We start from the raw sequence: 17,660 nt of genomic DNA on the forward strand, positions 1-17,660 counted from the left end.
TCCGGCGGTCAGTCGAAAAGGTGCTCTCGGCGCCCAGTCTCGTGGTAATGCAGGTCCTGAATGGCCTGCTGCTGGTCGATGGTGAACATCGGGTTGCAGGTAGTGCAGTGGCCGGCGATCTTGATTGCCTGGAACGAAAGCGTGATGGATGAGTGATCCCGATAGCAGGACGGGCACTTGATCGAGTCGCTGCCGCAGCACAAGCGAGCCTCGTCCTCACCGTCGTGGATGGTCTTGCAGACCGGGCACTCGAACATCTCCTCCACTTCTGGCTGGCAACACTCCCTGGCTCCATCTTCATAGTCGTGGATGTCGCCACAGGAGCCGCACTTGTAGAGCGTCCTGATCTGAATCTTCATGGTGCCTCCAAGCAGGCGCCGCCCTCGCCGGGGAGGCGTTATCGTTGAATAGGGGAAGGCGCTGGCGGGCAGCGCTGGAGGTTCAGGCGGCGGCGGCCTGCTCTTTGATCGCCATGATGGCGTTGGCAGCGTGGCGAACGTAGAACAGGCGTGCCATCAGGTTCGGGCATGGCTTGCTGATCTTCGTCTCCCAGAGGTCGCTGCCGCCGATCAGCGACTCATTGCTCTGGAGGAAATCGTAGGCAAGCACCAGTTCGGTATCCCGGCCTTCGGCGAAGGTCTCAACCTCCTCGATGACCTCGGCCAGGTCGCTGAACGGTAGTCGGAGGTCACCGGCTTCTTCCTGGTCGCGCAACCATCCAGCCAGCAGCTCTGCCTGATCGAGTGTTGCCCCTTGGTCCGGGATGCCGCTGATTTCCTCAGGGATCTGATCGGCATCAAACTCCTCATCAATGCGGCCAACGATGCAACTGCAAACCGTATCGCGAATGCTGTCGAAGTCGATGACCTCGCGCTTGCAGGTGCTCTCCAGTTTTTCGTGCAGATACCCGTCGCTTTGGTGGCGCAGGAAGTTGATGCCGTAGTCGGCGCCGACATGCCATAGCAGTCCGTCGATATCGCCGAACATCGACATGCCGTACGCAGTGACGCAGATATCGAAGTGGTAGACCCGGGTACCCGGCCGCTGGCAGCGCCAAACCTCGACGCCGTTCTCATTCACCAGCTGGGTGTATTGGTGCTGGGCCAGGTCTTCAGCGACGCGGGCGGCGAGTTCGGAGCGTTCTTGGTCTTTCATGGCTTTCTCCATGCATGCGCCGCCCTCCGTGGCCGGATGCGGCATGGTGGCAATTTGGTTTTGGATGGGGTATTACGGGTGACCGGCATGGGGCCGGATATAGGACGTCCAGATGGTTTTCGAGAAGAGAACTCGCAAATTCATCAGCGGCATCGACAGCGCTAAAGCAGCTGCCGAAGCAGATGGAATTGAGCTAACGGCCGATGAGGCTGCAAAGGCTGCGCTTCGTAAAGCGCTTGGCTCCAAGAAGAAGCCCAAGAAGAAGCGCCGAGGAGGATCAATGTTCCTTCCAGGCAGCTTTGAAAGCTCTTCCCGGTGAGGTTCTGCTACATCTGCATTCCTTGCATGTGCTCTATCACATAGACGCCCGTGTCGTCTGGGTTGTCGCCGATCGCCAGGATTGGCTCGCGCATCTGCCGGCCGATCCTGAACTGATCGAGTCGTCGCGCCACAAAATCCGACACAACGATTTCGTGGCGCGGCGCACTGAGGAAGTGGCGGGCCGCTTCAGGCCCTAATTCATGGATGCGGTGGATCAGCAGGGTCATGGCCTCGCCGTTTTCCTCGACTTCGGCCCATTGCATGATCTCGGCCAGGGCCTGGCGTGTGCCGACGCGGGTCTTCATGCGCAGCTCTTCAACCCCGGCCTTGGCTTCCTTCTCCTTGCGCTTATCGTCACGCTGCTTCGACGTCAGAGCCATCATCGCCTCCATTGCGCACGAACTGGGTGCCAGGCGCGTACTCCAGCAGGTCGCACACCCGGTTGATGATCTTGAGCGCGGCGTCGAACACCTTGGCGTCGTCCGGCTCGCGGGCCAGGCGCTTCATATTCGGCTGGTGCTCCAGGCAGACCTTGTCCACCAGGCGGCGAGCCAACCTGCGCAGGTGATCGGCGCTGTCGTGCACTCGAAGGCTCAACGCGAAGGCCAGGGCCACATCATCAGGCCGGTACTGGCCGCCGCTGCGGGTGATATACAGCTTTCGCACCGGCTTGCGCATTGATGCGTCGAAAAGTGATGCCATGTTCGACCTCCTGCAGGCCGCTTGGGGTAAGGTGTAGGTGCTCACGCCGCCTTGTTCTTTGCAGCGCGCTTCGGATTTTTCTGCTCAATCTCAAGGTCCATGTCGTTCCAGCCGGCCAAAAACCAGGAGCCGTGGAACGTGTGAGAGGCGAATGGGTTAGCCAGCTTGCTGCCACCGGCGCGGCGGCAGTCCCGGCCTTCGTAGTAAACGCTGGGGTGCTCGCCGCGATTGCTCATGGCTTACTCCGTTTGAGCGGGAAGTCGATCTCGAAGGCCGCAATGATCCGCTCCAGTTTGCGGTTTCCGATTCCCAGCTCCGCTGTCACACGGCAGCGGGACATGCCTGCGTCGCGCAAAGCTATGATCCGATCAGCAAATTTCCGATCAGCAGCTTCCTGGGCGGCGACGTCTCTCACCGGCTGCGCTTGGCGTGGCGGTTTGAAGAACTTGAAACCTTCCCGTGCCGCAACGCCCCACAACGCGCTCTTGGTCACCCCCAAAAGTTTCGCGACCTCTCCACAGCTCATGGTCCTGGCAAGCTCTGCGATTTGTGCTGCGCGCGCCTTGGCACGGCTTTGCTGCGGGTGTTCGGATTTGGACGAACCAGGTTTGGCCCGCTTCGGCTTGGGCTCAGGGTGCTTGCGCTGCGGCAGCGGCCGGTAGGTGAAGCCCTCCAGCACGACAAGCTGGCCGCCAGACGCGAAGAAGGCCGCTTTTGCGGCCTCCAGGTCGATGGATTGGTTCATGCTGCCTCCTTCATTCGCTCGCGCATCTCCTTTTCCAGGTCGCTGAGCTCTTCCAGAAACGCCTTGATCTCTGACTCCATCTCGCGGATGCGCTTGAAGTCGCGCTCAAAGCGGTGGCAAACGTACTGAAGCGGTTCTGGCAAGCGGTCGTCGTAGCTGACGAAGTCTGCCCAGGCCCTGCCGGTGCAGGCCATCTGGGCCAGCATTTGCCACTCGTACTGCGGGTCGTGACGCTCAGATTGCATGGTGGCGATGTGGGTCGCAGTGTTTGGGCACTTGATCTCCAGCACGCCATCGTCGCCTACCAAACCATCCGGTGACGCACCAAAGCCAGCAATTGTCGGATGCATGACCAGGCCGGTTTCGACCACCATCAGGCCTTTGTCGGCCTCGTAGGCCATGCAGGCAAATGGCTCAAGCTCGACGCCGCGCTGCACCGCAGGCTTGTTGGACAGGTCAGGTCCGCTTTGCTGGCCGGTGAGGCGCTCGCACAGCAGCTCCATCATGTAGTTCTTGCGGGTCGCAGATGGCGCGCCACCTCGGCCGCTCGCCATAACGTCCTTCACTCGACTGGCGGTCACGCACCCAAGGCGTGCCGCGAACCATTCAGCGCTACGCTGCTCCATCTAACACCTCCTCAGATTCGCCTTCGATGGGCGCCGCCTCTGCCTTGATGGCGTCGGCGCGCTTGGTGACCTCGGCCTTGAAGCGAGCGTGTCCGGTTGCATCCTTTGCCTGCTTCATGGCCGCAGTGCCTTGCTGGTACACATCAGTCAGTGCCTCCAGGCTGCCGGCCTTCTGTGCCAGTGCAATCCAGTTGTTCACCATCTCGGGGTCGGTGGGTGCCGAGCCAGCCAAGCTGGCCAGACCCTCACCCCCGTCCGTGTTCAAGTGGTGAATCGCCTGCTCCAGTCGCTCAGTCTTCGGCCAGTACTTGTAACCGCGTTTCACCACGGTCTTCTTAGCCATCTCGCCAGGGTCGGTGACCCACGGGCAGGATTTGTTCTTGCTGACCCAGGCTTTCCAGGCGCTTGACCTGTCTCGGATGGCGTTCACATCCTCGATGCTCATCGTTTCGGTCAGGTAATCGCCGTCGGCGGTCTTGACCACCACGTACACGCCGATCACCTCGCCGCGATCCTTTGCGAACGGGTTGTAGGAATGGGTCGGCGGCTTGTCGAAGCCGTTCAGGCTGAAAGCGTCGGCGGCGTAGACCAGTTCAGCCTGGGCCCAGCGTATGGCGCCGGTCGACATGGCCAGGTCCATCAAGCCGATGTAGCTGATGTCCAAGCAGATGCGGCCGTCTCGCGGGACCAAGTACGCCTGCTTCTTGGCCGGGTTCAAGCTGATACCGATGGCGGCGATGTTGGTGATCGCATTGGCCACCGACTGCCGGTTCTGCATCGCGACCTTGGTGGCGTACTCGCTCGAGGTGATGACCTGGATGGCGAATTCGGCCTCGCGCTCGAAATTCAGCGAACGGTCGGTCAGCACGTTGGCGAACTGATTCCGCTGCGCGTAAATGTCCTGCGAGATAATGGCTACTGCTTGGCTCATGGCGACCTCAGTAGGAAATCGTGATGTTCGGGATCTTGCGCTGCGCGATCAGCGTGATCGCCTGCTTGGCGCATTCTTCGGTCATGCCGCCGGCCACGAAGGCCTCCAGGGCGGCGCGGTTGATGCTTCGACGATGGGCTTCGTCGCGTTCGCGGGCTTCCTGCTGGCGGACAATCTCGGCGGCAGCTGCGTCGGCCCGGCGCCGTTCCTCCTGTCGGGCCTGCTCGGCAGCTTCTTCAGCCCGGCGGACGGCAGCCTGGCGCTCTTGCTCAGCACGCTGCTCGGCGGCAACACGGTAGGCCTCGGCCTGAAGCCTGGCGCGCTCGGCTTGCTCGGCCTGCAACTTGAGCTGGAGGCGCTGGTTTTCAGCTTCGCGCTCTTGCGCAGCGGCCTGGTCAAGCAGGTCCTGCTCTCGGCGGGCTGCGGCTTCGCGTTCTGCTTGCTGTTGCTGGGCCACGCGCTGGCGCTCGGCCTCGACAGCGGCCTCTTGTGCCGCTCGAATCCGGTCCTGCTCGGCGCGCTCTTCAGCTTCGCGGCGCAGCCGGGCCAGCTCGGCCTGCTCTGCGTCGTACTTCTGCCGGGCCGCCAGAGCTTCACGAAGCACAGCTAGCACTTGGTCTTTCACCTGTCCGGCCTCGGCGGTGAATTCCTCCCAGGCGTCGTCCAGGACAACGCCTTCAACCCTTCCGATCCTGGCCAGAAGGTCCTCGGCGGTCAGCAGGCCGAGTTCGGCGCCTTCCGCTTTGATGGCTGCAATGCCTTGCTCATGCCGGGCGACACGGGCGGCTTCTGCCTGCTCCCACTCGGTGAGCGGCCGGCGCGTCTCGTCCCGCAGCGCGTCCATCGTGGTCACGAACTCGCGCAGCTCGGCCTCGACCACCTTCGGCATTTCCTTCAGCCGGCGCAGGTAGTCGCGGCCAGGCTTCTCGACGGCGGTCTTCGACTTGCTGACCTTGGCGGCCAAGCTGGCGATCCGCTCGCGACCCTTGCGGGTGGTCAGATCCGGAACTTCGCCCTCGATCTCGGCCTTTACCAGGTCGATGAATTGCTGCAGGCCGCCGGCCACGTAGATGGCCGGGGCGTTCGCCTCGCTGATCTCTTCGATCGCGATCAGTTTCTGTTCTGCGGACATTAGAAAACCTCGCGCCAGGCCGGCGCCGTCAGTTGAAAGGGGAATGCCAGGTCACCCAGCGACGGAGGGTTGGTCCGGGCCCTGGCTGCCGGTGATGGTTGCGCGCTCTACCGGCTTACGCTCCCTTGCGGGCACGGTTATCCCCAGCGGGGCCCGCCGTACTCGGGTGCGTGTGATTCAGGAAGTGATGCTGCCGGCCAGTGCGCTAAGGAGGAGCCAGCCAGTGCAGAAGGTGAGGGCGATGAAGGAACCACGCCAAGTGGAGATTCGGCGGGCACGCTGGTTACTGGTCATGGCCGGGGCCTCACAGCGATCTGACCGGCCTTGAGCGCCGCTACGATCTCCGGGCGCAGCTTCTGCACTGGCCATTCACGCGGCAGGCCCACGCCGATAATGGCCAGGCTGCGCTCGATCTGTTCGAGCTGTTCGTCAATCAGGGACTTCACTGGTGGAGTGATCATGCAGCCTCCTTGCGCCGATCGGCAATTCGCCGGATGCGCTCGCAGTAGTGTTTGAACTCGTTGGAGTCGATGGCCAAGAGGGAGAAGTAGGCGACCACCAGTGTTTCGGCCTTGGCGTCCTCCACGGGGCCAGAGCCCGGCAGAAGCATCGTCTCGATCGCGGCCTCAATGGCGCTGGTAGCGATGCTGTGAGGGCTCATAGCCTTGCCTCGTCGGCGTCGTAGCTCAGGCCCTGGTCGACGTACTGCTCAAGCATTGCCTCGGCGATCTCGTACAGCTTGCCGTTTGCGTGATTGCTCTGGCCGACGATGTCCTCGACCATGCTTTTCACCGGGCCGCCGGTCAGTGCCTGTAGAAGAAGCTGGGCAAGGGCGGTGATGTCGTCCTGCTCGGCTTCCTGCAGCGACCGAAGGTGCTCGGCGACCTTGGCCACGAACTGCTCTTGGCGCACCCCTACCGGGCCACCAAAGCGCTGCGGGATCAGAACGTCGCAGCCGCCTACCAGCTCCTCGGCCTTGCTCTCGATCCAGTTCTGCGCCGCTTCCTGATGCGCCGAGTCGTCATCCGGCTCAGCATGGTCATACCGCCATTGTGCTGCTCGAAGTGCGCCCATAGCGTCCTCCAGATTGGTTGTGCGGCCGCATTGGCCAGGAGCCAGGCGCGGGTGACCAAACCCACCGTGAAAGGCGGCCTGGCGCCTGCCAATGCGGTCGTATGTCAAGGGAAGGGGATGCAGGCGCCCGGCGCTGCCCGGGATGCGTCGAGTCTGGCCAGCTGATGCCCTCGGACTCGCCTGCGGTACACATCGTCATTTCGGTTGGGCCTGCCCTAAGGCTGATGCGCGGTCACATCGTCGGCCCTGCTTTCCGCTGCCTGACAGGTATTGAGCGCAGCCTTCAGGCTTACTGCGTCTCACGAGTCGTAGCGTTGGCTTACTTCATGGCTCAATCCTCCGGTGATCGCGCGCTGGAAGAGCAGCGGCACTCAAGAAGGGGGGGGGGCGGGATGCATCGGGGTGAATTCGACGACGGGATTCGAACCCGCACGCAGTGTTTTCCCTGGCGCTTAGCCTAAATAGGCGTTTTTCAAGGCCAGTGACTCTACCGATTCGTCTACGCCGAATTCACTCCGATGCAGCCTGCGATGGGGAGCAGGGCATCGGGCAGTTAACGTCAGGCGGACGTGGCGCTGGTTGTTCAGTTGAACAGCTTGCGACAGTCAGCGCAGAACACCCGACCCGTGCCGCTGTGGCCAAGCTTCGTTTCGTGCTTGCAGCGCTGGCGTTGGGCTTGCAGTGCCAGCTCATAGGTGAGGAACCAATCACCCTTGGTGGCGACCTGTTCAGGACTGCCAATTGCGGCCTCTACCGGCTTGTTGGCGCTGTTGAGTATCCAGGCCATCGTATTTCCCTCCAAGGCGGTTACTCGTTGTTGAGCCACTTCAAGACCGTCTCCTCACCGATAGCGCTGAGGAAATCGTTCGGGTCTGCGCTACTGCTGGAAAGCCATTCGGAAATCTCGGCCTCGTCCATGGTTTCCAGCAACTTGCCGGCGCCTATGTGGTTCACGATCTCGTGCGGCTCCAGGTCGTGCAGGCGGTCGTCGATATCCAGTTCGGCAGCGATCTCGCGAGGTTGGGCGTCAACCGTCACGCGCACTTGGCTGTTCCTGCCAACGCTTTCCACGCTGACGCTATCTGCGTCGAATGTGATGCTCATGCTGTGTTCCTCCAGTGGATTCCCAAAGCACCCGGTCGCCCAGGTGCTTCAGTGAATCTCGTGGTCCGTACGCCTCAGCCCGCTACTGGCGGCAGCATCGGCGCTTCATCTGTCAAAGAACTTGATTCCAGTCGGTCCCGCTTTCCGGGGCTGGGAGATCACTTCGCTGATCCCGTGCTATCTGGCGGCTTCACCAGTCGTGTGTGGCCTTGAGGGCCTCCCGAGGGGCTGTGTAGCGCCTCGATGGGTGTAAATATGTACCAGTGGTTCACAGTCGTCAAGTACCAAAAGTACACATTTTTCTCGCGCCCACAAAAAAGCCCGCGCTAGGCGGGCTTCATGGAATCGGTTGAATCACTCATCAGGGCTTGGTTTGGCGATGAAGTCCTTCGGGATGTACGGAACTTTGGTCACCTTGCCGTCCTTCGTCTCGAAGGATACGGTCTTAGCGCCACTGAAGGCGGTGGCATGGCTGTAGATCCACATCTGGCCCTCTTCCCTGGATGTGACCATGTAGGGGTTACCCATGATCTCGTAGAGCTGATCCTCGGTCATGCCGACCTTAACCTGGCTGGCCTGGCCGAAGGTGAATGGTGTGCCGGCGCACCCAGCCAGAGCGACGACTACGGCAGCGAGAAGAAAGCGGTGGATGTGGCGAAGCATGGCGACCTCCCTGTGAATTGAGTCGCCATCCTACCACTCTGGCCTTGAGCCATCACGCAGGCGTAAAAAAGCCCGCTGGGAAGCGCGGGCTAACGTAGGGAAATCGGATGAGCCTTCACTGTGCAGGGCAGGGCGTGAAAAAAGCGTTAAGGCATGAAAAAGCCCGCCTAGGCGGGCTTTACCATCAATGTGCATGCCTATCTCTTTCTGGCCTCAATATGCTCAAAATATCGAGAACCTGGCCTAGAGAGGGAACAGAGGTGATTCTGCGAGTTAGTAGGCCGCCGGCCACAAAGAGCATTGTCCATATGAAAATAACGGAAAGGCAGACAACGGATATGAGAGGGTTTCGCACAACATGGAACAGCATGCAGCTGGCCATAATCTTGCGCTTGTCATCCGGGGTCGGCTTGTCACCAGGTTTGCTGACCAATGCAATGTAGGGAATGAGCCCAATCGACAGAATCACGGCCAGCGGTAAGAACCAGCACTTGGTAGCCATGAAATAGGCCCCGAACATCGACTGAGCGTCTGCTTCCGACACATCATCGCGCTCGATGTACTCGGTAACCAGTTGAGATGCCTTCTCCCTCAAAGGAAGGGATCGGGATCTGCAAAGCGCCCAATAGCCGACAGTGGTAGCTGCCAGCAGGCTTGCGACGACAAATTCGATCATTTCCCTTTACCTCCAGATTTCTTGCCCTTGGCTAGCTTTTTCTTGAAGGCCTTCTCAGCCTTTTCGTCAGCAGCGCGCTCGGGCTTCCCAATCTTTCCCCAAGTGTAGATAGCATAGGCGGGGCAGACAATGATCATGATGACGCAGAAATGGCCTAAGTACGCCGATTTGGCGTAGATCATTTCCAGGAGCCCCTTGAACGAGTCAATCGCCAGCGACAAATCCTTAAGCATGGAGCCGCTTGCGGCATCATCCTTGGTAGAGCTCATCTAGCAGCCATCCTAAAGCAAATCTCCGGGGATCTCTCAAAAATTGGATTCATCTTGTGTCGGAGGAGGAGCTAATCAGCCTTGTGTCGCTCAATCCGCCGAGCCTTTACCTCATCCCCATACCCCACCAACCGATCCTCCGCAGCCTGCATAACCTGGCAGATCCTGATCACTGCCTGGGCGTCGTGCTCGTTTCCGGCCAGGCTCAGTCGTTCAGCAATCCGCACCAGCTCGACCGCTGACCATTTCAGGTCGGAGGCCAGGCCCTGAAGGTCGCGGCGGAGTTCTTGGTTGGGCTTGGTTAGGGGCATGGCTAGAGGACTCCGCCACGCCAAATTACGCGACCAAGGATTCGGTGCTCATGAATCTCTCCGTCCGGCACCTTGAGATCTGCATAGAGTGCTTTGTCTGGGTTATCGCTCCGAATTATCCATCCCTCTAGGTCGGAGAAGATAAGGCGTTTGACGATGGCACCCTTGTTCTCGCTGAAGAGCGCGAACACCTGGCCGTCTACAGGATCGATCCGTGACTCATCAATCAGCAATACGTCGCGATCACTTATGGTTGGCTCCATGCTTGAGCCCTGCGCGTAAATTACTTTCAGGTTCCTCGGGTTAAGGCCCATGAACCGGATCCACTCGCGCTTGAATGCGAGCGTCCCCCTGACCTCGACGTGGTCATTGGATTGACCTGGCCCCGCCGAAACAAGGGCGGTGTACTGCTTGATGTGTACGTACGCGTCTTCTTCGTCATCTTCAGTAGGGAAGGCGGGAATGTCGGCGGGCTGTGAAGCCAATGGCTTCGGGGCTTCATGATCGCCATCCCGCATTCCACCGCGCCCATACTCCAGCCACTCGACCCGGACCTTGAGCGCGGATGCCAGGGCAAGCATCTTGGCGCCGCCCGGCATTGACTCTCCGTTCAGCCACTTGCTGCTTGCCTTCGGCGTAACGCCGGCAAGTTTCGCAAGACGAGCACCAGCGCCCCACGACGGAATGTCGTTGGCGAGCAGGGCTTCCCTCAGGCGTGCCGCGAAGGCTGCGCGTATTTCTTCTATCTGAACCATAGGTTCAATATCGCACGCGCTTGCATGTACTTTCAGTTCCGACATAATATGTACTGACAGTTCATATTTCGTTTGGAGGCCCCATGCAGGAGCTCAAGAAGGCAATCGATGACGCAGGCGGCGTAACTGCCGTTGCGCTCGCTTGCGGGAAAACGCCGCGCGCCGTCTACAAGTGGCTCACCGCTGGCTGCCTCCCGCGCACCGAATACACCGGCGAGACCAGCTACGCGGAAAAGATCGCAGTCCTGGCCAAGGCCAATGGCAAGCCGTTCAAGGCTCAGCGCCTTCTAGCTGTCACCGCGCCAACCAAGTCCGCCGCCTAACCCATTTCAACCGCAAGGAGCAGTACCCGCATGTACGCAGACCAATCCCACAAGCGTGATACGCCTCGGAAGGTCCGTTTCAACAAAACCCTGGACCGCATCCTGGCCAGGGCAGCAGAGCGCGCAGAGATGCAGCACGCGACCTACCTCTACGAAATGATCGAGTGGGCCGTGGAAAACGGTGCGATTGAAGCGCTGAGCAAGGACGACAAGCAGTCTAGCGCGGCCTAGGGGCCCTATGGAGGTCACGTGCCCGAAATCGACTACGAGCACCTGAGTGATGGTGCAAAGAGAAGGATCAGTGCTTTCGCCTTGAAGAAGGGCTTGAGCATTGATCAGGCACTTGAGGCGATTGCCATCGAGTTCCTGGCAATGGGAGGGCCGGCGATGGTCGGTAGGCCCAAAGCGAAGCTGTACCAATTGGCCCCTAAAGAGGGCCTCAAAAGTGACACCTAAACCGCAGGCGCAAAAAAACCGGGTGGCCGCCCGGTTTCTTGTACTGCATTCGTAACACATGTGCGAGGCAATCATATATGCACCTTGGTAGCCAAATCAATACCGTGGCCCTCGCGCCACAAAATGCGAACCACGATTTCGTGGCGCGAACTCCAATTGTGGCCATCGTCGACGGTGAGGCGGTGACCACCACCGGCACCATCGCTCACGAAACCGGCAACGAGCACGCCAGCGTGATTGCCTTGGTTCGCAAGTACCAGGCCGACTTCAGCGAGTTTGGAGGGGTGCGATTCCAAATCGAACCCTTCGAGACCGCAGGCGGTATGCAGTCCCGCGAGATCGCGTTGCTTAATGAGCAGCAAGCGACCCTGTTACTTACCTACATGCGCAACACCTCGATCGTTCGCGACTTCAAGAAGCGCTTGGTCAAGGAGTTCTGGCGCCTGGCGAAAGCCGCCCCGGCCCAGCCCGCCGACCTCAGCAAGCTAGAAATCCTCCAGATGGCGCTGGAATCGGAGAAAGCCCGCGTCCTGCTCACCGTCCAGGTCCAGGCCCAGGCCAAAAAGATCGACCACCTGGAGAACCTGTTCAAGGAAGGCATGAGCCACGTCCAGTTCTGCAAGGGCCTCAATGGGGTCAACGTCATGCAGGTCGGCCACTTCCTCGAGCGCCGAAACTGGCTCTACAACGAGAGCAAGTCCGGTACCCGCTACCGTGTTGCCGCCTATGCCCGCGACAAGTACATGACCGAGCACCAGCAGGAGATAACCCCGCACGGGAAAGAGGCGTTCATCAGCTACACGCCGATCCTGCTGCGCAAGGGCGCCGTGCGCCTCTACGAGTTGTACCTGGCCGGCGAGCTGCCCATGAAGAAGAACTGGGACGGCCTGCACACACACGACAAGGCCGTGCGGGGTGCAGCATGAGCGAAATCCATCGTTATCAAGTCGTCACGATGCTTTCGGAAGAGGGAAATCGCATCAGCTACGACCCTTGCGGCCCCTATGTAGTGATGGCAGAGGCCTATGACCTGCTCGAAGAAGAGGTTGCGAAGCTGCAACTCTACCTCACCATGCATGATGACGCAGCCATTCAGGATGATTGTGTTCGAGCCGAGAACCGCCAACTGCGCCGGGATATGGAAACCCTGTGCGCGCTGCTTCGTGAAGTACGGAACGGCAGGGACTGGAATGGCTCGCTCAGCGCTATGGCAAAACGCATCGATTCCGCTCTGGTCAAGTACGCAGAGCCACCAGTCTGTCCAAAGTGCAGTGACACAGGACTGACTGACTCGGGTGGAGTTCAGCCGTGGGGAGAGCCAATCCTGATGCCGTGCGAGTGCGCAGAGCAGAGCGCAGAGGAGAGCGGCCAATGAGCAAATCCATCTCTCCATTCAAGCGCGTCAAGGTGTACGCCAAAACCAACGGGCACTGCGCGTACTGCGGCGACAACCTGTGCGAAGAAGATTTCCACATAGACCACGTTTTCCCTAAGTCCTTGGGAGGCTCGAACGACCTCGGCAACCTCATGCCGTCCTGTCACTCCTGCAACGCTTCAAAGGGCACGAAGACGCTTGAGCACTACCGCATGTACCTGACCGCCAAGAAAGTCACTGGCGTGGCGATTTTTGGCCATTCCCAGCTGATGTGCCTGAAGGATGCCGGTGCATTCCCGGTCCTGGGCTTCGACAAGGAACACAGATTCCATTTTGAGGTGATGGCATGAGCATCATCCGCGCGCCTCGCCCCGAAGCCAACTTCTACATGCTCAACAAGTCGATCAGCGAGGACGGGCGCCTGAGCTGGGCTGCCCGTGGCTTGCTGGTCTTCCTGCTGGGCAAGCCCGACCACTGGGCCGTGTCCGTCACTCACCTGCGCAACGAGACCGCCAAGTCGTCGAAGCCGACCGGTCGTGACGGCGTGTACGGCCTCTTGCAGGAGCTGATCACCGCTGGCTACGTCCAGCGCCGTCAGGACCGTGGCGAATCCGGTTTGCTGGGCGAAACCCACTACGTCGTTTCGGAAACACCGCTTCCGGCTTTGCCGTATCCGGTTGAACCGCTTCCGGCTCAGCCGTATCCGGCAAATCCGACACTAGTAAGTATTGAAGGTAAGCAAGGATTGAAGGGAGCAAGTACCGACGCTCGCCAAAGCGATCTGGTGGACTTCGAACGCTTCTGGAAGATCTACCCGCGCAAGGTTGGCAAGGCCGACGCCAAGAAGGCCTGGGCGAAGATCAAGGTCGGTGCTGACCTGTTCGACCTGATGGCCAAGGCCCTGGCTGCCTGGACCGTGTCGACCGACTGGACCAAGGACGGCGGCCAGTATATCCCGCACGCCGCCACCTGGCTGAACGGCAAGCGCTGGGAAGACGAACTGCCACAGCCGGCAGGCGCCGCCCCGTTCGCATCCCGGCGCCAGGCCAGCGGTCCCGACTTCAACGACACCAGCTGGGCTGATGACCTGGGGGGCTTATGACCGCACAACCGAAACTGCGCAGCGTTACGCAGATCATGGCCACGGCTCGCAACCTGCCAGCCGAGGCGCAGGCCCCGGCCAAGCAGCTGGACCCGGGCACTACCGAAGTGGTGAACGCCATGTTCAAGGAGCTGCAGGCGATATTCCCGGCGTGGAAGCAGGCATGGCCCGACGACGAAGCGCTGAAGGCTGCCAAACGCAGCTGGATCAAGTCCTTCGTCGCCGCTGGCATCAACACGCTCGAGCAGATCCGCTTCGGCATCCAGAAGTGCCGGGTGCTGGGTACCGACTTCGCTCCGAGCAGCGGCAAGTTCATCAAGCTGTGCCAGCCCACCCCGGAAGATATGGGCATTCCGCCGCTTGCGAGGGCCCTGGCAGAGGCGCTGGAGAATTTCCACCCCAGCAGGGCAGGTTCCCGTGTTTGGACGCACGCAGCGGTGCGCCATGCGGCCCTGCAGTGCGAGGCGCATAACCTTGGGTCGATGGAGGTGGAGCGGGCCGAGAAGGTATTCGCCCGGGCCTACGACATCACCATCCGCATGCTGGTCGCCGGCGAGCCACTGGGCGACATCGCCACCGGCATAGGCCACGACAGCCAGAAGAGCGCCGCCCAGCTGGCTGACGAGCACGCAAGCCAGCGCCAGGTTCGCTTGCTGGAGGTCCAGCAGATCCCAACCAGCGCCGCTGCGTGCCGTGCGCACCTGCTGGCCAAGTTGAACATCAAGCGCGCCGGGCAGCCGGCCGGGGAGGGGGTGTGATGCGTAAGTTCAATCCGCGCGGAGCGCGGGCCTGGATGATTCGCCACCCATGGCTTGCGCGTCTGTACCTGCTGGCCCTGCTCCCGTTCATGCCACTGATTTACTCCGTAGCGATCCTTTGGCAGAACCGGCGCGATTTTCGAGAGATCCGCGTAGCAGTTTCGGCCATTTTCCTGCCTTGGGAGAAGCACTGATGGACACCAACAAGATGCGCGACCTGAAAGCGATGGCTGAGGCTGCAGGCAGCGATGAGTGGTATGCCGCTGGCGATCTGCGCTATTGCGACGACAAGACCGGAGAAACCCATGGCCTACACCATGATGACAGCCGGTTCATCGCCGCCGCCAGTCCTGCCACTGTCCTGGCCCTGCTTGAGGAGATCGAGCGGCTGGAATCTGCGAAAGGCGATCCTATTGGCAGCTTCGACAAGCACATGGAGTACATGCAGGAAAACATCCGGCTCAAGGCCGATAACGAGGCGCTGCGCAAACAGATCGCTGATCTGTGGCCATTGAAGAATGTTCCACCGCAGGACTTCCGCGCCTCGAACAAGTGCTTGGCGTGTGGAGAGTATCACCACGGCCTTAGCGGGCTGCCCTGCCCAAAGATGACCCCAGTTGCGCAGGCGTTCGCAGGCGTGAACCAGCGAGTTGTTCCTGTTGAACCGCTTCGTATCCCTCACCCACTTGAGGCTATGGCCAAGGAGGCGAGCCATGGCTGAGAAGATCAGCGTCAACAGCCAGGCCAAGCTCTCCGAGGCTGTGACCATGCTCACCCGTATGTTCCGCGACAAGAAGTTCGTCGTGGTCACCATGCGTCCGGGCAAGGATCGGACCCTGGACCAGAACGCTCTGTGGTTCGCCATATACGACCGAATCGCCAAGAGCACCGAGATGGGCGACATCGAGGACGTGCGCCGGTACTGCAAGCTGCACTTCGGTGTGCCGATCATGCGCGCCGGCTGCGCTGAGTTCCGCACTGGCTGGGCCGAGTCGTTCATCCACCTGACGTATGAGGTGAAGCTTCGCCTGATGGGGCCGTGCGCGATGTTCGGTCCGGATGGCTTCCCGGTCACTCGGCTGTTCGACCGGGCCCAGGGGTGCCAGTACACCGACCGCATCGTCGCCGAGTTCGCGCCGCAGGGTGTTGTGTTCAGTGACCTGCTGAACGAGGAGGCGGCATGACCCTGGCCAAGGAGATCAAACCGAAGAAGTGCAAGGCGCCTGGCTGCGGCAAGCACTTCAAGCCGTCCATGACCACGCAGAAGGTGTGCAGCATCGCCTGTGCCAAGGCCATAGCCAAGGAACCGAAGCTGCAGAAGATCGCGGCCAAGGCCATCACGAAGCAGGCCCGCCAGGACCTTCAGGAGCGCCGGGAGAAGCTGAAGACCCGCCGTGAGCACATGGCCGAGGCCCAGACCGCGTTCAACGCTTACATCCGCGAGCGTGACGCCGGACTGCCGTGTATCAGCTGCGACTCGGTGCCCAGCGACCACGACCTCATCACCGGCAGCCGCTGGGACGCCGGGCATTACCGGTCGGTTGGAGCCTGCCCGGAGCTGCGCTTCGAGCCGCTCAATGTCCACCGCCAGTGCGTGAAGTGCAACCGGAACCTGTCGGGGAACGCGGTCGAGTATCGCATCCGGTTGGTAAAGCGCATCGGCTCCGACAAGGTGGATTGGCTCGAAGGGCCTCATAAGCCCCAGCGCCTGACCATCGAAGACCTGCAGGCCATCAAGGCCCTGTACAGGCAGAAGCTCAAAGACCTGAGGAGGGCAGCAGCATGACACCAGCATGGGGATTTCTGATTTTGGCCGCCCTCATGGTGGTGGGTGGTGTGGCTTTGTCCTGGGCAGGCGCAGTGCGCCGCAAGCGCAGCTACGAAGAATTCATTTTGAGAAAGGCCAAGCGGGCAGGGGGTGGACAGTGAACTATCAGAACGTGGTATCGGCAGTGGTCCGCGCCCTGGCGGCCGAGACGATCAACAGCGCGGGCGGTTGCGACTTCGAGCCGAAGGTCCAAGCGGCGAAGCAGAAGGGCGCCATCGTGGGCAAGGAGGCTGCCTTCCTCTTCGACTGCATGGTGTTCAGCCGGCTGCACAAAAACCTCACCTCGGAGCACTGGCGGCACTTGGTGGCGAAGTATTCGACGCACGTCGACCGCAAGCACGCCGCGATCGAGGAAATCACCCGCTCTCATCGCTCGCCGGCACCGGAGCGTTTCCGCCACTGCGCGATCCTGACCTGGGCCATGCCCAAACTGCCTGGGGTAGATGGCAAGCGCAGCACGAGCGTCCTGCCGGCGGCCTGGTACGACATGTCGAACTGGGACAACGATGGCCGACCCGAGTCGACTCTTCGTCGGTGGCGGAACGGGATCAGGAAAGCCCTGGAGAAGGAGGTCAACGACGCCCTGGTTGAGGCTCAGCACATTCTGGAGGCGGAAGGCCTGCTGATTGGAGATGCCGCATGACAATCACGCACGAAAAGCTCAGGGAGCGGTACCACTACAGCCGCATGGCTGGCGTTTTTGAGAAGCGGGTAGGATCAAAGCGCAAGGGGTACAAGTGGGTCTTGGTGGGGTATGTCGTTGATGACTCCGGGTATCAGGTGGTTAACGTCGGCGGGAAAAGATACCTCGCTCACCGGCTTGCATGGTTCTACGTGCATGGAGAATGGCCGGACGGACATATTGACCATAAGGATGGAGATAGGCTGAACAATGCGATCTCCAACCTGCGGATAGCTACGCCTGCGCAGAATGCCCACAACTCGCAGACGCCTATCAGCAACAAGTCGGGCGTAAAGGGGGTTAGTTTTTCCGGCGGGAGCTGGACTGCGCAAGTTGCGGTCAATCGCAAGCCTGTTTTCATGAAGCGGTACAAGACCAAGGAGGAAGCAGAGAAAGCCGTGCGCATAGCCAGGATCGAGGCGCATGGTGAGTTTGCCAATCATGGGGTTCATGGATATATCGCAGAAGAGGCTTGCAATTTAATGATCAAATGATCAGTATTACCACCATCCTGTCATTCCTGCGCGTGTTGAGGAGTGACGAAAAGAAACCCGGCCAATGAGCCGGGTTTTTTATTGCCCGAAGAGGCCCTCAAGAGGCCCGACGCCACCTCTGGCGAGGTCAGATTTTTTTTGTGTAGCACGGAACGTTTTGATGGCGCTATGATTCTGA

Annotated in this window: 35 protein-coding genes and 1 tRNA gene; 16 read left to right on the plus strand and 20 right to left on the minus strand. The window is 60.5% G+C overall.

Annotated elements, in window-relative coordinates; genetic code table 11:
* Positions 1 to 8 precede the first annotated feature (8 nt).
* Complete coding sequence (locus J5X93_RS09800) at positions 9 to 359, minus strand: hypothetical protein (protein WP_250034647.1); 351 nt, start codon at positions 357 to 359, stop codon at positions 9 to 11.
* An 82-nt stretch (positions 360 to 441) separates the two neighbouring features.
* Positions 442 to 1,155, minus strand: coding sequence for a hypothetical protein (locus J5X93_RS09805; RefSeq protein WP_250034649.1), 714 nt, complete (start codon positions 1,153 to 1,155; stop codon positions 442 to 444).
* Between the two features lie 112 nt (positions 1,156 to 1,267).
* On the opposite strand from J5X93_RS09805, the gene J5X93_RS09810 reads away from it, so the two are divergent.
* Positions 1,268 to 1,474, plus strand: a complete 207-nt coding sequence (locus J5X93_RS09810; protein WP_250034652.1) for a hypothetical protein — start codon at positions 1,268 to 1,270, stop codon at positions 1,472 to 1,474.
* Between the two features lie 7 nt (positions 1,475 to 1,481).
* Here J5X93_RS09810 and J5X93_RS09815 read toward each other — a convergent pair whose 3' ends face one another.
* From J5X93_RS09815 to J5X93_RS09900, 18 genes are all read right to left on the minus strand, one after another.
* Positions 1,482 to 1,856 carry a hypothetical protein gene (locus tag J5X93_RS09815; RefSeq protein ID WP_250034654.1) on the minus strand — a complete coding sequence of 125 codons (375 nt, stop codon included), beginning with the start codon at positions 1,854 to 1,856 and terminating at the stop codon, positions 1,482 to 1,484.
* Complete coding sequence (locus J5X93_RS09820) at positions 1,831 to 2,178, minus strand: DUF7740 domain-containing protein (RefSeq protein WP_250034656.1); 348 nt, start codon at positions 2,176 to 2,178, stop codon at positions 1,831 to 1,833. The genes J5X93_RS09815 and J5X93_RS09820 overlap by 26 nt, the downstream gene beginning before the upstream one ends.
* 41 nt (positions 2,179 to 2,219) lie before the next feature.
* Entirely contained in the window at positions 2,220 to 2,414 is a 195-nt protein-coding gene (locus tag J5X93_RS09825) for a hypothetical protein (protein ID WP_084854850.1), read from the minus strand.
* Positions 2,411 to 2,923 (minus strand): hypothetical protein, encoded by a 513-nt coding sequence (locus J5X93_RS09830; RefSeq protein WP_250034658.1) that lies wholly within the window; start codon positions 2,921 to 2,923, stop codon positions 2,411 to 2,413. Before J5X93_RS09830 ends, J5X93_RS09825 begins: the two co-directional genes overlap by 4 nt.
* On the minus strand, positions 2,920 to 3,549 hold the full coding sequence (locus J5X93_RS09835) for a lambda exonuclease family protein (protein WP_207936446.1): 630 nt from the start codon (positions 3,547 to 3,549) through the stop codon (positions 2,920 to 2,922). The genes J5X93_RS09830 and J5X93_RS09835 overlap by 4 nt, the downstream gene beginning before the upstream one ends.
* Positions 3,536 to 4,480: a recombinase RecT gene (locus tag J5X93_RS09840; protein ID WP_029885837.1), complete on the minus strand. Its 945-nt coding sequence runs from the start codon at positions 4,478 to 4,480 to the stop codon at positions 3,536 to 3,538. Before J5X93_RS09840 ends, J5X93_RS09835 begins: the two co-directional genes overlap by 14 nt.
* 7 nt (positions 4,481 to 4,487) lie before the next feature.
* Complete coding sequence (locus tag J5X93_RS09845; RefSeq protein ID WP_250034660.1) at positions 4,488 to 5,612, minus strand: coiled-coil domain-containing protein; 1,125 nt, start codon at positions 5,610 to 5,612, stop codon at positions 4,488 to 4,490.
* A 290-nt stretch (positions 5,613 to 5,902) separates the two neighbouring features.
* Positions 5,903 to 6,073 (minus strand): hypothetical protein, encoded by a 171-nt coding sequence (locus tag J5X93_RS09850; protein WP_250034662.1) that lies wholly within the window; start codon positions 6,071 to 6,073, stop codon positions 5,903 to 5,905.
* Positions 6,070 to 6,273, minus strand: a complete 204-nt coding sequence (locus J5X93_RS09855; RefSeq protein WP_250034664.1) for a hypothetical protein — start codon at positions 6,271 to 6,273, stop codon at positions 6,070 to 6,072. Before J5X93_RS09855 ends, J5X93_RS09850 begins: the two co-directional genes overlap by 4 nt.
* Positions 6,270 to 6,686, minus strand: coding sequence for a hypothetical protein (locus J5X93_RS09860; protein WP_250034666.1), 417 nt, complete (start codon positions 6,684 to 6,686; stop codon positions 6,270 to 6,272). Before J5X93_RS09860 ends, J5X93_RS09855 begins: the two co-directional genes overlap by 4 nt.
* A 406-nt stretch (positions 6,687 to 7,092) precedes the next feature.
* Positions 7,093 to 7,195: transfer RNA gene (locus J5X93_RS09865), tRNA-Ser, on the minus strand.
* A gap of 74 nt (positions 7,196 to 7,269) precedes the next feature.
* A complete protein-coding gene (locus J5X93_RS09870; protein WP_250034668.1) occupies positions 7,270 to 7,473 on the minus strand; it encodes a hypothetical protein in 204 nt (67 codons plus the stop codon).
* Between the two features lie 20 nt (positions 7,474 to 7,493).
* Complete coding sequence (locus J5X93_RS09875) at positions 7,494 to 7,790, minus strand: hypothetical protein (protein ID WP_250034670.1); 297 nt, start codon at positions 7,788 to 7,790, stop codon at positions 7,494 to 7,496.
* A 354-nt stretch (positions 7,791 to 8,144) separates the two neighbouring features.
* The gene (gene bamE, locus J5X93_RS09880) at positions 8,145 to 8,453 is read right to left on the minus strand and encodes an outer membrane protein assembly factor BamE domain-containing protein (RefSeq protein ID WP_232858308.1); all 309 of its coding nucleotides are present in this window, start codon (positions 8,451 to 8,453) and stop codon (positions 8,145 to 8,147) included.
* 184 nt (positions 8,454 to 8,637) lie between these two features.
* On the minus strand, positions 8,638 to 9,129 hold the full coding sequence (locus J5X93_RS09885) for a hypothetical protein (protein ID WP_250034672.1): 492 nt from the start codon (positions 9,127 to 9,129) through the stop codon (positions 8,638 to 8,640).
* Positions 9,126 to 9,398, minus strand: a complete 273-nt coding sequence (locus tag J5X93_RS09890; RefSeq protein WP_182815840.1) for a hypothetical protein — start codon at positions 9,396 to 9,398, stop codon at positions 9,126 to 9,128. The genes J5X93_RS09885 and J5X93_RS09890 overlap by 4 nt, the downstream gene beginning before the upstream one ends.
* 71 nt (positions 9,399 to 9,469) lie before the next feature.
* The gene (locus J5X93_RS09895) at positions 9,470 to 9,709 is read right to left on the minus strand and encodes a hypothetical protein (RefSeq protein WP_250034674.1); all 240 of its coding nucleotides are present in this window, start codon (positions 9,707 to 9,709) and stop codon (positions 9,470 to 9,472) included.
* Positions 9,710 to 9,711: 2 nt separating this feature from the next.
* Positions 9,712 to 10,464 (minus strand): XRE family transcriptional regulator, encoded by a 753-nt coding sequence (locus J5X93_RS09900; RefSeq protein WP_250034881.1) that lies wholly within the window; start codon positions 10,462 to 10,464, stop codon positions 9,712 to 9,714.
* Positions 10,465 to 10,547: 83 nt separating this feature from the next.
* On the opposite strand from J5X93_RS09900, the gene J5X93_RS09905 reads away from it, so the two are divergent.
* The 15 genes from J5X93_RS09905 (at position 10,548) to J5X93_RS09975 (ending at position 17,482) form a co-directional block, all read left to right on the plus strand.
* The gene (locus J5X93_RS09905) at positions 10,548 to 10,787 is read left to right on the plus strand and encodes a helix-turn-helix domain-containing protein (RefSeq protein ID WP_151883370.1); all 240 of its coding nucleotides are present in this window, start codon (positions 10,548 to 10,550) and stop codon (positions 10,785 to 10,787) included.
* A 30-nt stretch (positions 10,788 to 10,817) separates the two neighbouring features.
* Entirely contained in the window at positions 10,818 to 11,018 is a 201-nt protein-coding gene (locus J5X93_RS09910) for a hypothetical protein (protein WP_060476701.1), read from the plus strand.
* 18 nt (positions 11,019 to 11,036) lie between these two features.
* Positions 11,037 to 11,243, plus strand: coding sequence for a hypothetical protein (locus J5X93_RS09915; RefSeq protein ID WP_151883371.1), 207 nt, complete (start codon positions 11,037 to 11,039; stop codon positions 11,241 to 11,243).
* A gap of 77 nt (positions 11,244 to 11,320) precedes the next feature.
* Positions 11,321 to 12,169 (plus strand): Rha family transcriptional regulator, encoded by an 849-nt coding sequence (locus J5X93_RS09920; RefSeq protein WP_250034677.1) that lies wholly within the window; start codon positions 11,321 to 11,323, stop codon positions 12,167 to 12,169.
* A complete protein-coding gene (locus tag J5X93_RS09925) occupies positions 12,166 to 12,618 on the plus strand; it encodes a hypothetical protein (protein ID WP_250034679.1) in 453 nt (150 codons plus the stop codon). Before J5X93_RS09920 ends, J5X93_RS09925 begins: the two co-directional genes overlap by 4 nt.
* Positions 12,615 to 12,968 carry an HNH endonuclease gene (locus J5X93_RS09930; protein WP_250034681.1) on the plus strand — a complete coding sequence of 118 codons (354 nt, stop codon included), beginning with the start codon at positions 12,615 to 12,617 and terminating at the stop codon, positions 12,966 to 12,968. Before J5X93_RS09925 ends, J5X93_RS09930 begins: the two co-directional genes overlap by 4 nt.
* Positions 12,965 to 13,720: an LvrA C-terminal domain-related protein gene (locus tag J5X93_RS09935; protein WP_250034690.1), complete on the plus strand. Its 756-nt coding sequence runs from the start codon at positions 12,965 to 12,967 to the stop codon at positions 13,718 to 13,720. The genes J5X93_RS09930 and J5X93_RS09935 overlap by 4 nt, the downstream gene beginning before the upstream one ends.
* Entirely contained in the window at positions 13,717 to 14,478 is a 762-nt protein-coding gene (locus J5X93_RS09940; protein ID WP_250034692.1) for a replication protein P, read from the plus strand. Before J5X93_RS09935 ends, J5X93_RS09940 begins: the two co-directional genes overlap by 4 nt.
* Positions 14,478 to 14,672, plus strand: coding sequence for a hypothetical protein (locus J5X93_RS09945; protein WP_250034700.1), 195 nt, complete (start codon positions 14,478 to 14,480; stop codon positions 14,670 to 14,672). Before J5X93_RS09940 ends, J5X93_RS09945 begins: the two co-directional genes overlap by 1 nt.
* Entirely contained in the window at positions 14,672 to 15,199 is a 528-nt protein-coding gene (locus J5X93_RS09950) for an ead/Ea22-like family protein (RefSeq protein ID WP_250034703.1), read from the plus strand. The genes J5X93_RS09945 and J5X93_RS09950 overlap by 1 nt, the downstream gene beginning before the upstream one ends.
* Positions 15,192 to 15,662 (plus strand): hypothetical protein, encoded by a 471-nt coding sequence (locus J5X93_RS09955; RefSeq protein ID WP_250034706.1) that lies wholly within the window; start codon positions 15,192 to 15,194, stop codon positions 15,660 to 15,662. The genes J5X93_RS09950 and J5X93_RS09955 overlap by 8 nt, the downstream gene beginning before the upstream one ends.
* Positions 15,659 to 16,264 carry a recombination protein NinG gene (locus tag J5X93_RS09960; RefSeq protein WP_250034717.1) on the plus strand — a complete coding sequence of 202 codons (606 nt, stop codon included), beginning with the start codon at positions 15,659 to 15,661 and terminating at the stop codon, positions 16,262 to 16,264. The genes J5X93_RS09955 and J5X93_RS09960 overlap by 4 nt, the downstream gene beginning before the upstream one ends.
* Positions 16,261 to 16,407 (plus strand): hypothetical protein, encoded by a 147-nt coding sequence (locus tag J5X93_RS09965; RefSeq protein ID WP_200885760.1) that lies wholly within the window; start codon positions 16,261 to 16,263, stop codon positions 16,405 to 16,407. Before J5X93_RS09960 ends, J5X93_RS09965 begins: the two co-directional genes overlap by 4 nt.
* Entirely contained in the window at positions 16,404 to 16,949 is a 546-nt protein-coding gene (locus tag J5X93_RS09970) for a hypothetical protein (protein ID WP_250034718.1), read from the plus strand. Before J5X93_RS09965 ends, J5X93_RS09970 begins: the two co-directional genes overlap by 4 nt.
* The gene (locus tag J5X93_RS09975; protein WP_250034720.1) at positions 16,946 to 17,482 is read left to right on the plus strand and encodes an HNH endonuclease; all 537 of its coding nucleotides are present in this window, start codon (positions 16,946 to 16,948) and stop codon (positions 17,480 to 17,482) included. The genes J5X93_RS09970 and J5X93_RS09975 overlap by 4 nt, the downstream gene beginning before the upstream one ends.
* Positions 17,483 to 17,660: the final 178 nt, after the last annotated feature.

Origin of the sequence: Pseudomonas sp. BYT-1 (assembly GCF_023611805.1) — a bacterium.
GTDB lineage: Bacteria > Pseudomonadota > Gammaproteobacteria > Pseudomonadales > Pseudomonadaceae > Aquipseudomonas > Aquipseudomonas guariconensis.

Coding starts and splice junctions, on each gene's coding strand:
- J5X93_RS09800 (WP_250034647.1), bottom strand. CDS start 359: ATGAAGATTCAGATCAGGACGCTCTACAAGTGCGGCTCCTGTGGCGAC.
- J5X93_RS09805 (WP_250034649.1), bottom strand. CDS start 1,155: ATGAAAGACCAAGAACGCTCCGAACTCGCCGCCCGCGTCGCTGAAGAC.
- J5X93_RS09810 (WP_250034652.1), top strand. CDS start 1,268: ATGGTTTTCGAGAAGAGAACTCGCAAATTCATCAGCGGCATCGACAGC.
- J5X93_RS09815 (WP_250034654.1), bottom strand. CDS start 1,856: ATGGCTCTGACGTCGAAGCAGCGTGACGATAAGCGCAAGGAGAAGGAA.
- J5X93_RS09820 (WP_250034656.1), bottom strand. CDS start 2,178: ATGGCATCACTTTTCGACGCATCAATGCGCAAGCCGGTGCGAAAGCTG.
- J5X93_RS09825 (WP_084854850.1), bottom strand. CDS start 2,414: ATGAGCAATCGCGGCGAGCACCCCAGCGTTTACTACGAAGGCCGGGAC.
- J5X93_RS09830 (WP_250034658.1), bottom strand. CDS start 2,923: ATGAACCAATCCATCGACCTGGAGGCCGCAAAAGCGGCCTTCTTCGCG.
- J5X93_RS09835 (WP_207936446.1), bottom strand. CDS start 3,549: ATGGAGCAGCGTAGCGCTGAATGGTTCGCGGCACGCCTTGGGTGCGTG.
- J5X93_RS09840 (WP_029885837.1), bottom strand. CDS start 4,480: ATGAGCCAAGCAGTAGCCATTATCTCGCAGGACATTTACGCGCAGCGG.
- J5X93_RS09845 (WP_250034660.1), bottom strand. CDS start 5,612: ATGTCCGCAGAACAGAAACTGATCGCGATCGAAGAGATCAGCGAGGCG.
- J5X93_RS09850 (WP_250034662.1), bottom strand. CDS start 6,073: ATGATCACTCCACCAGTGAAGTCCCTGATTGACGAACAGCTCGAACAG.
- J5X93_RS09855 (WP_250034664.1), bottom strand. CDS start 6,273: ATGAGCCCTCACAGCATCGCTACCAGCGCCATTGAGGCCGCGATCGAG.
- J5X93_RS09860 (WP_250034666.1), bottom strand. CDS start 6,686: ATGGGCGCACTTCGAGCAGCACAATGGCGGTATGACCATGCTGAGCCG.
- J5X93_RS09870 (WP_250034668.1), bottom strand. CDS start 7,473: ATGGCCTGGATACTCAACAGCGCCAACAAGCCGGTAGAGGCCGCAATT.
- J5X93_RS09875 (WP_250034670.1), bottom strand. CDS start 7,790: ATGAGCATCACATTCGACGCAGATAGCGTCAGCGTGGAAAGCGTTGGC.
- bamE (WP_232858308.1), bottom strand. CDS start 8,453: ATGCTTCGCCACATCCACCGCTTTCTTCTCGCTGCCGTAGTCGTCGCT.
- J5X93_RS09885 (WP_250034672.1), bottom strand. CDS start 9,129: ATGATCGAATTTGTCGTCGCAAGCCTGCTGGCAGCTACCACTGTCGGC.
- J5X93_RS09890 (WP_182815840.1), bottom strand. CDS start 9,398: ATGAGCTCTACCAAGGATGATGCCGCAAGCGGCTCCATGCTTAAGGAT.
- J5X93_RS09895 (WP_250034674.1), bottom strand. CDS start 9,709: ATGCCCCTAACCAAGCCCAACCAAGAACTCCGCCGCGACCTTCAGGGC.
- J5X93_RS09900 (WP_250034881.1), bottom strand. CDS start 10,464: ATGGTTCAGATAGAAGAAATACGCGCAGCCTTCGCGGCACGCCTGAGG.
- J5X93_RS09905 (WP_151883370.1), top strand. CDS start 10,548: ATGCAGGAGCTCAAGAAGGCAATCGATGACGCAGGCGGCGTAACTGCC.
- J5X93_RS09910 (WP_060476701.1), top strand. CDS start 10,818: ATGTACGCAGACCAATCCCACAAGCGTGATACGCCTCGGAAGGTCCGT.
- J5X93_RS09920 (WP_250034677.1), top strand. CDS start 11,321: ATGCACCTTGGTAGCCAAATCAATACCGTGGCCCTCGCGCCACAAAAT.
- J5X93_RS09925 (WP_250034679.1), top strand. CDS start 12,166: ATGAGCGAAATCCATCGTTATCAAGTCGTCACGATGCTTTCGGAAGAG.
- J5X93_RS09930 (WP_250034681.1), top strand. CDS start 12,615: ATGAGCAAATCCATCTCTCCATTCAAGCGCGTCAAGGTGTACGCCAAA.
- J5X93_RS09935 (WP_250034690.1), top strand. CDS start 12,965: ATGAGCATCATCCGCGCGCCTCGCCCCGAAGCCAACTTCTACATGCTC.
- J5X93_RS09940 (WP_250034692.1), top strand. CDS start 13,717: ATGACCGCACAACCGAAACTGCGCAGCGTTACGCAGATCATGGCCACG.
- J5X93_RS09945 (WP_250034700.1), top strand. CDS start 14,478: ATGCGTAAGTTCAATCCGCGCGGAGCGCGGGCCTGGATGATTCGCCAC.
- J5X93_RS09950 (WP_250034703.1), top strand. CDS start 14,672: ATGGACACCAACAAGATGCGCGACCTGAAAGCGATGGCTGAGGCTGCA.
- J5X93_RS09955 (WP_250034706.1), top strand. CDS start 15,192: ATGGCTGAGAAGATCAGCGTCAACAGCCAGGCCAAGCTCTCCGAGGCT.
- J5X93_RS09960 (WP_250034717.1), top strand. CDS start 15,659: ATGACCCTGGCCAAGGAGATCAAACCGAAGAAGTGCAAGGCGCCTGGC.
- J5X93_RS09965 (WP_200885760.1), top strand. CDS start 16,261: ATGACACCAGCATGGGGATTTCTGATTTTGGCCGCCCTCATGGTGGTG.
- J5X93_RS09975 (WP_250034720.1), top strand. CDS start 16,946: ATGACAATCACGCACGAAAAGCTCAGGGAGCGGTACCACTACAGCCGC.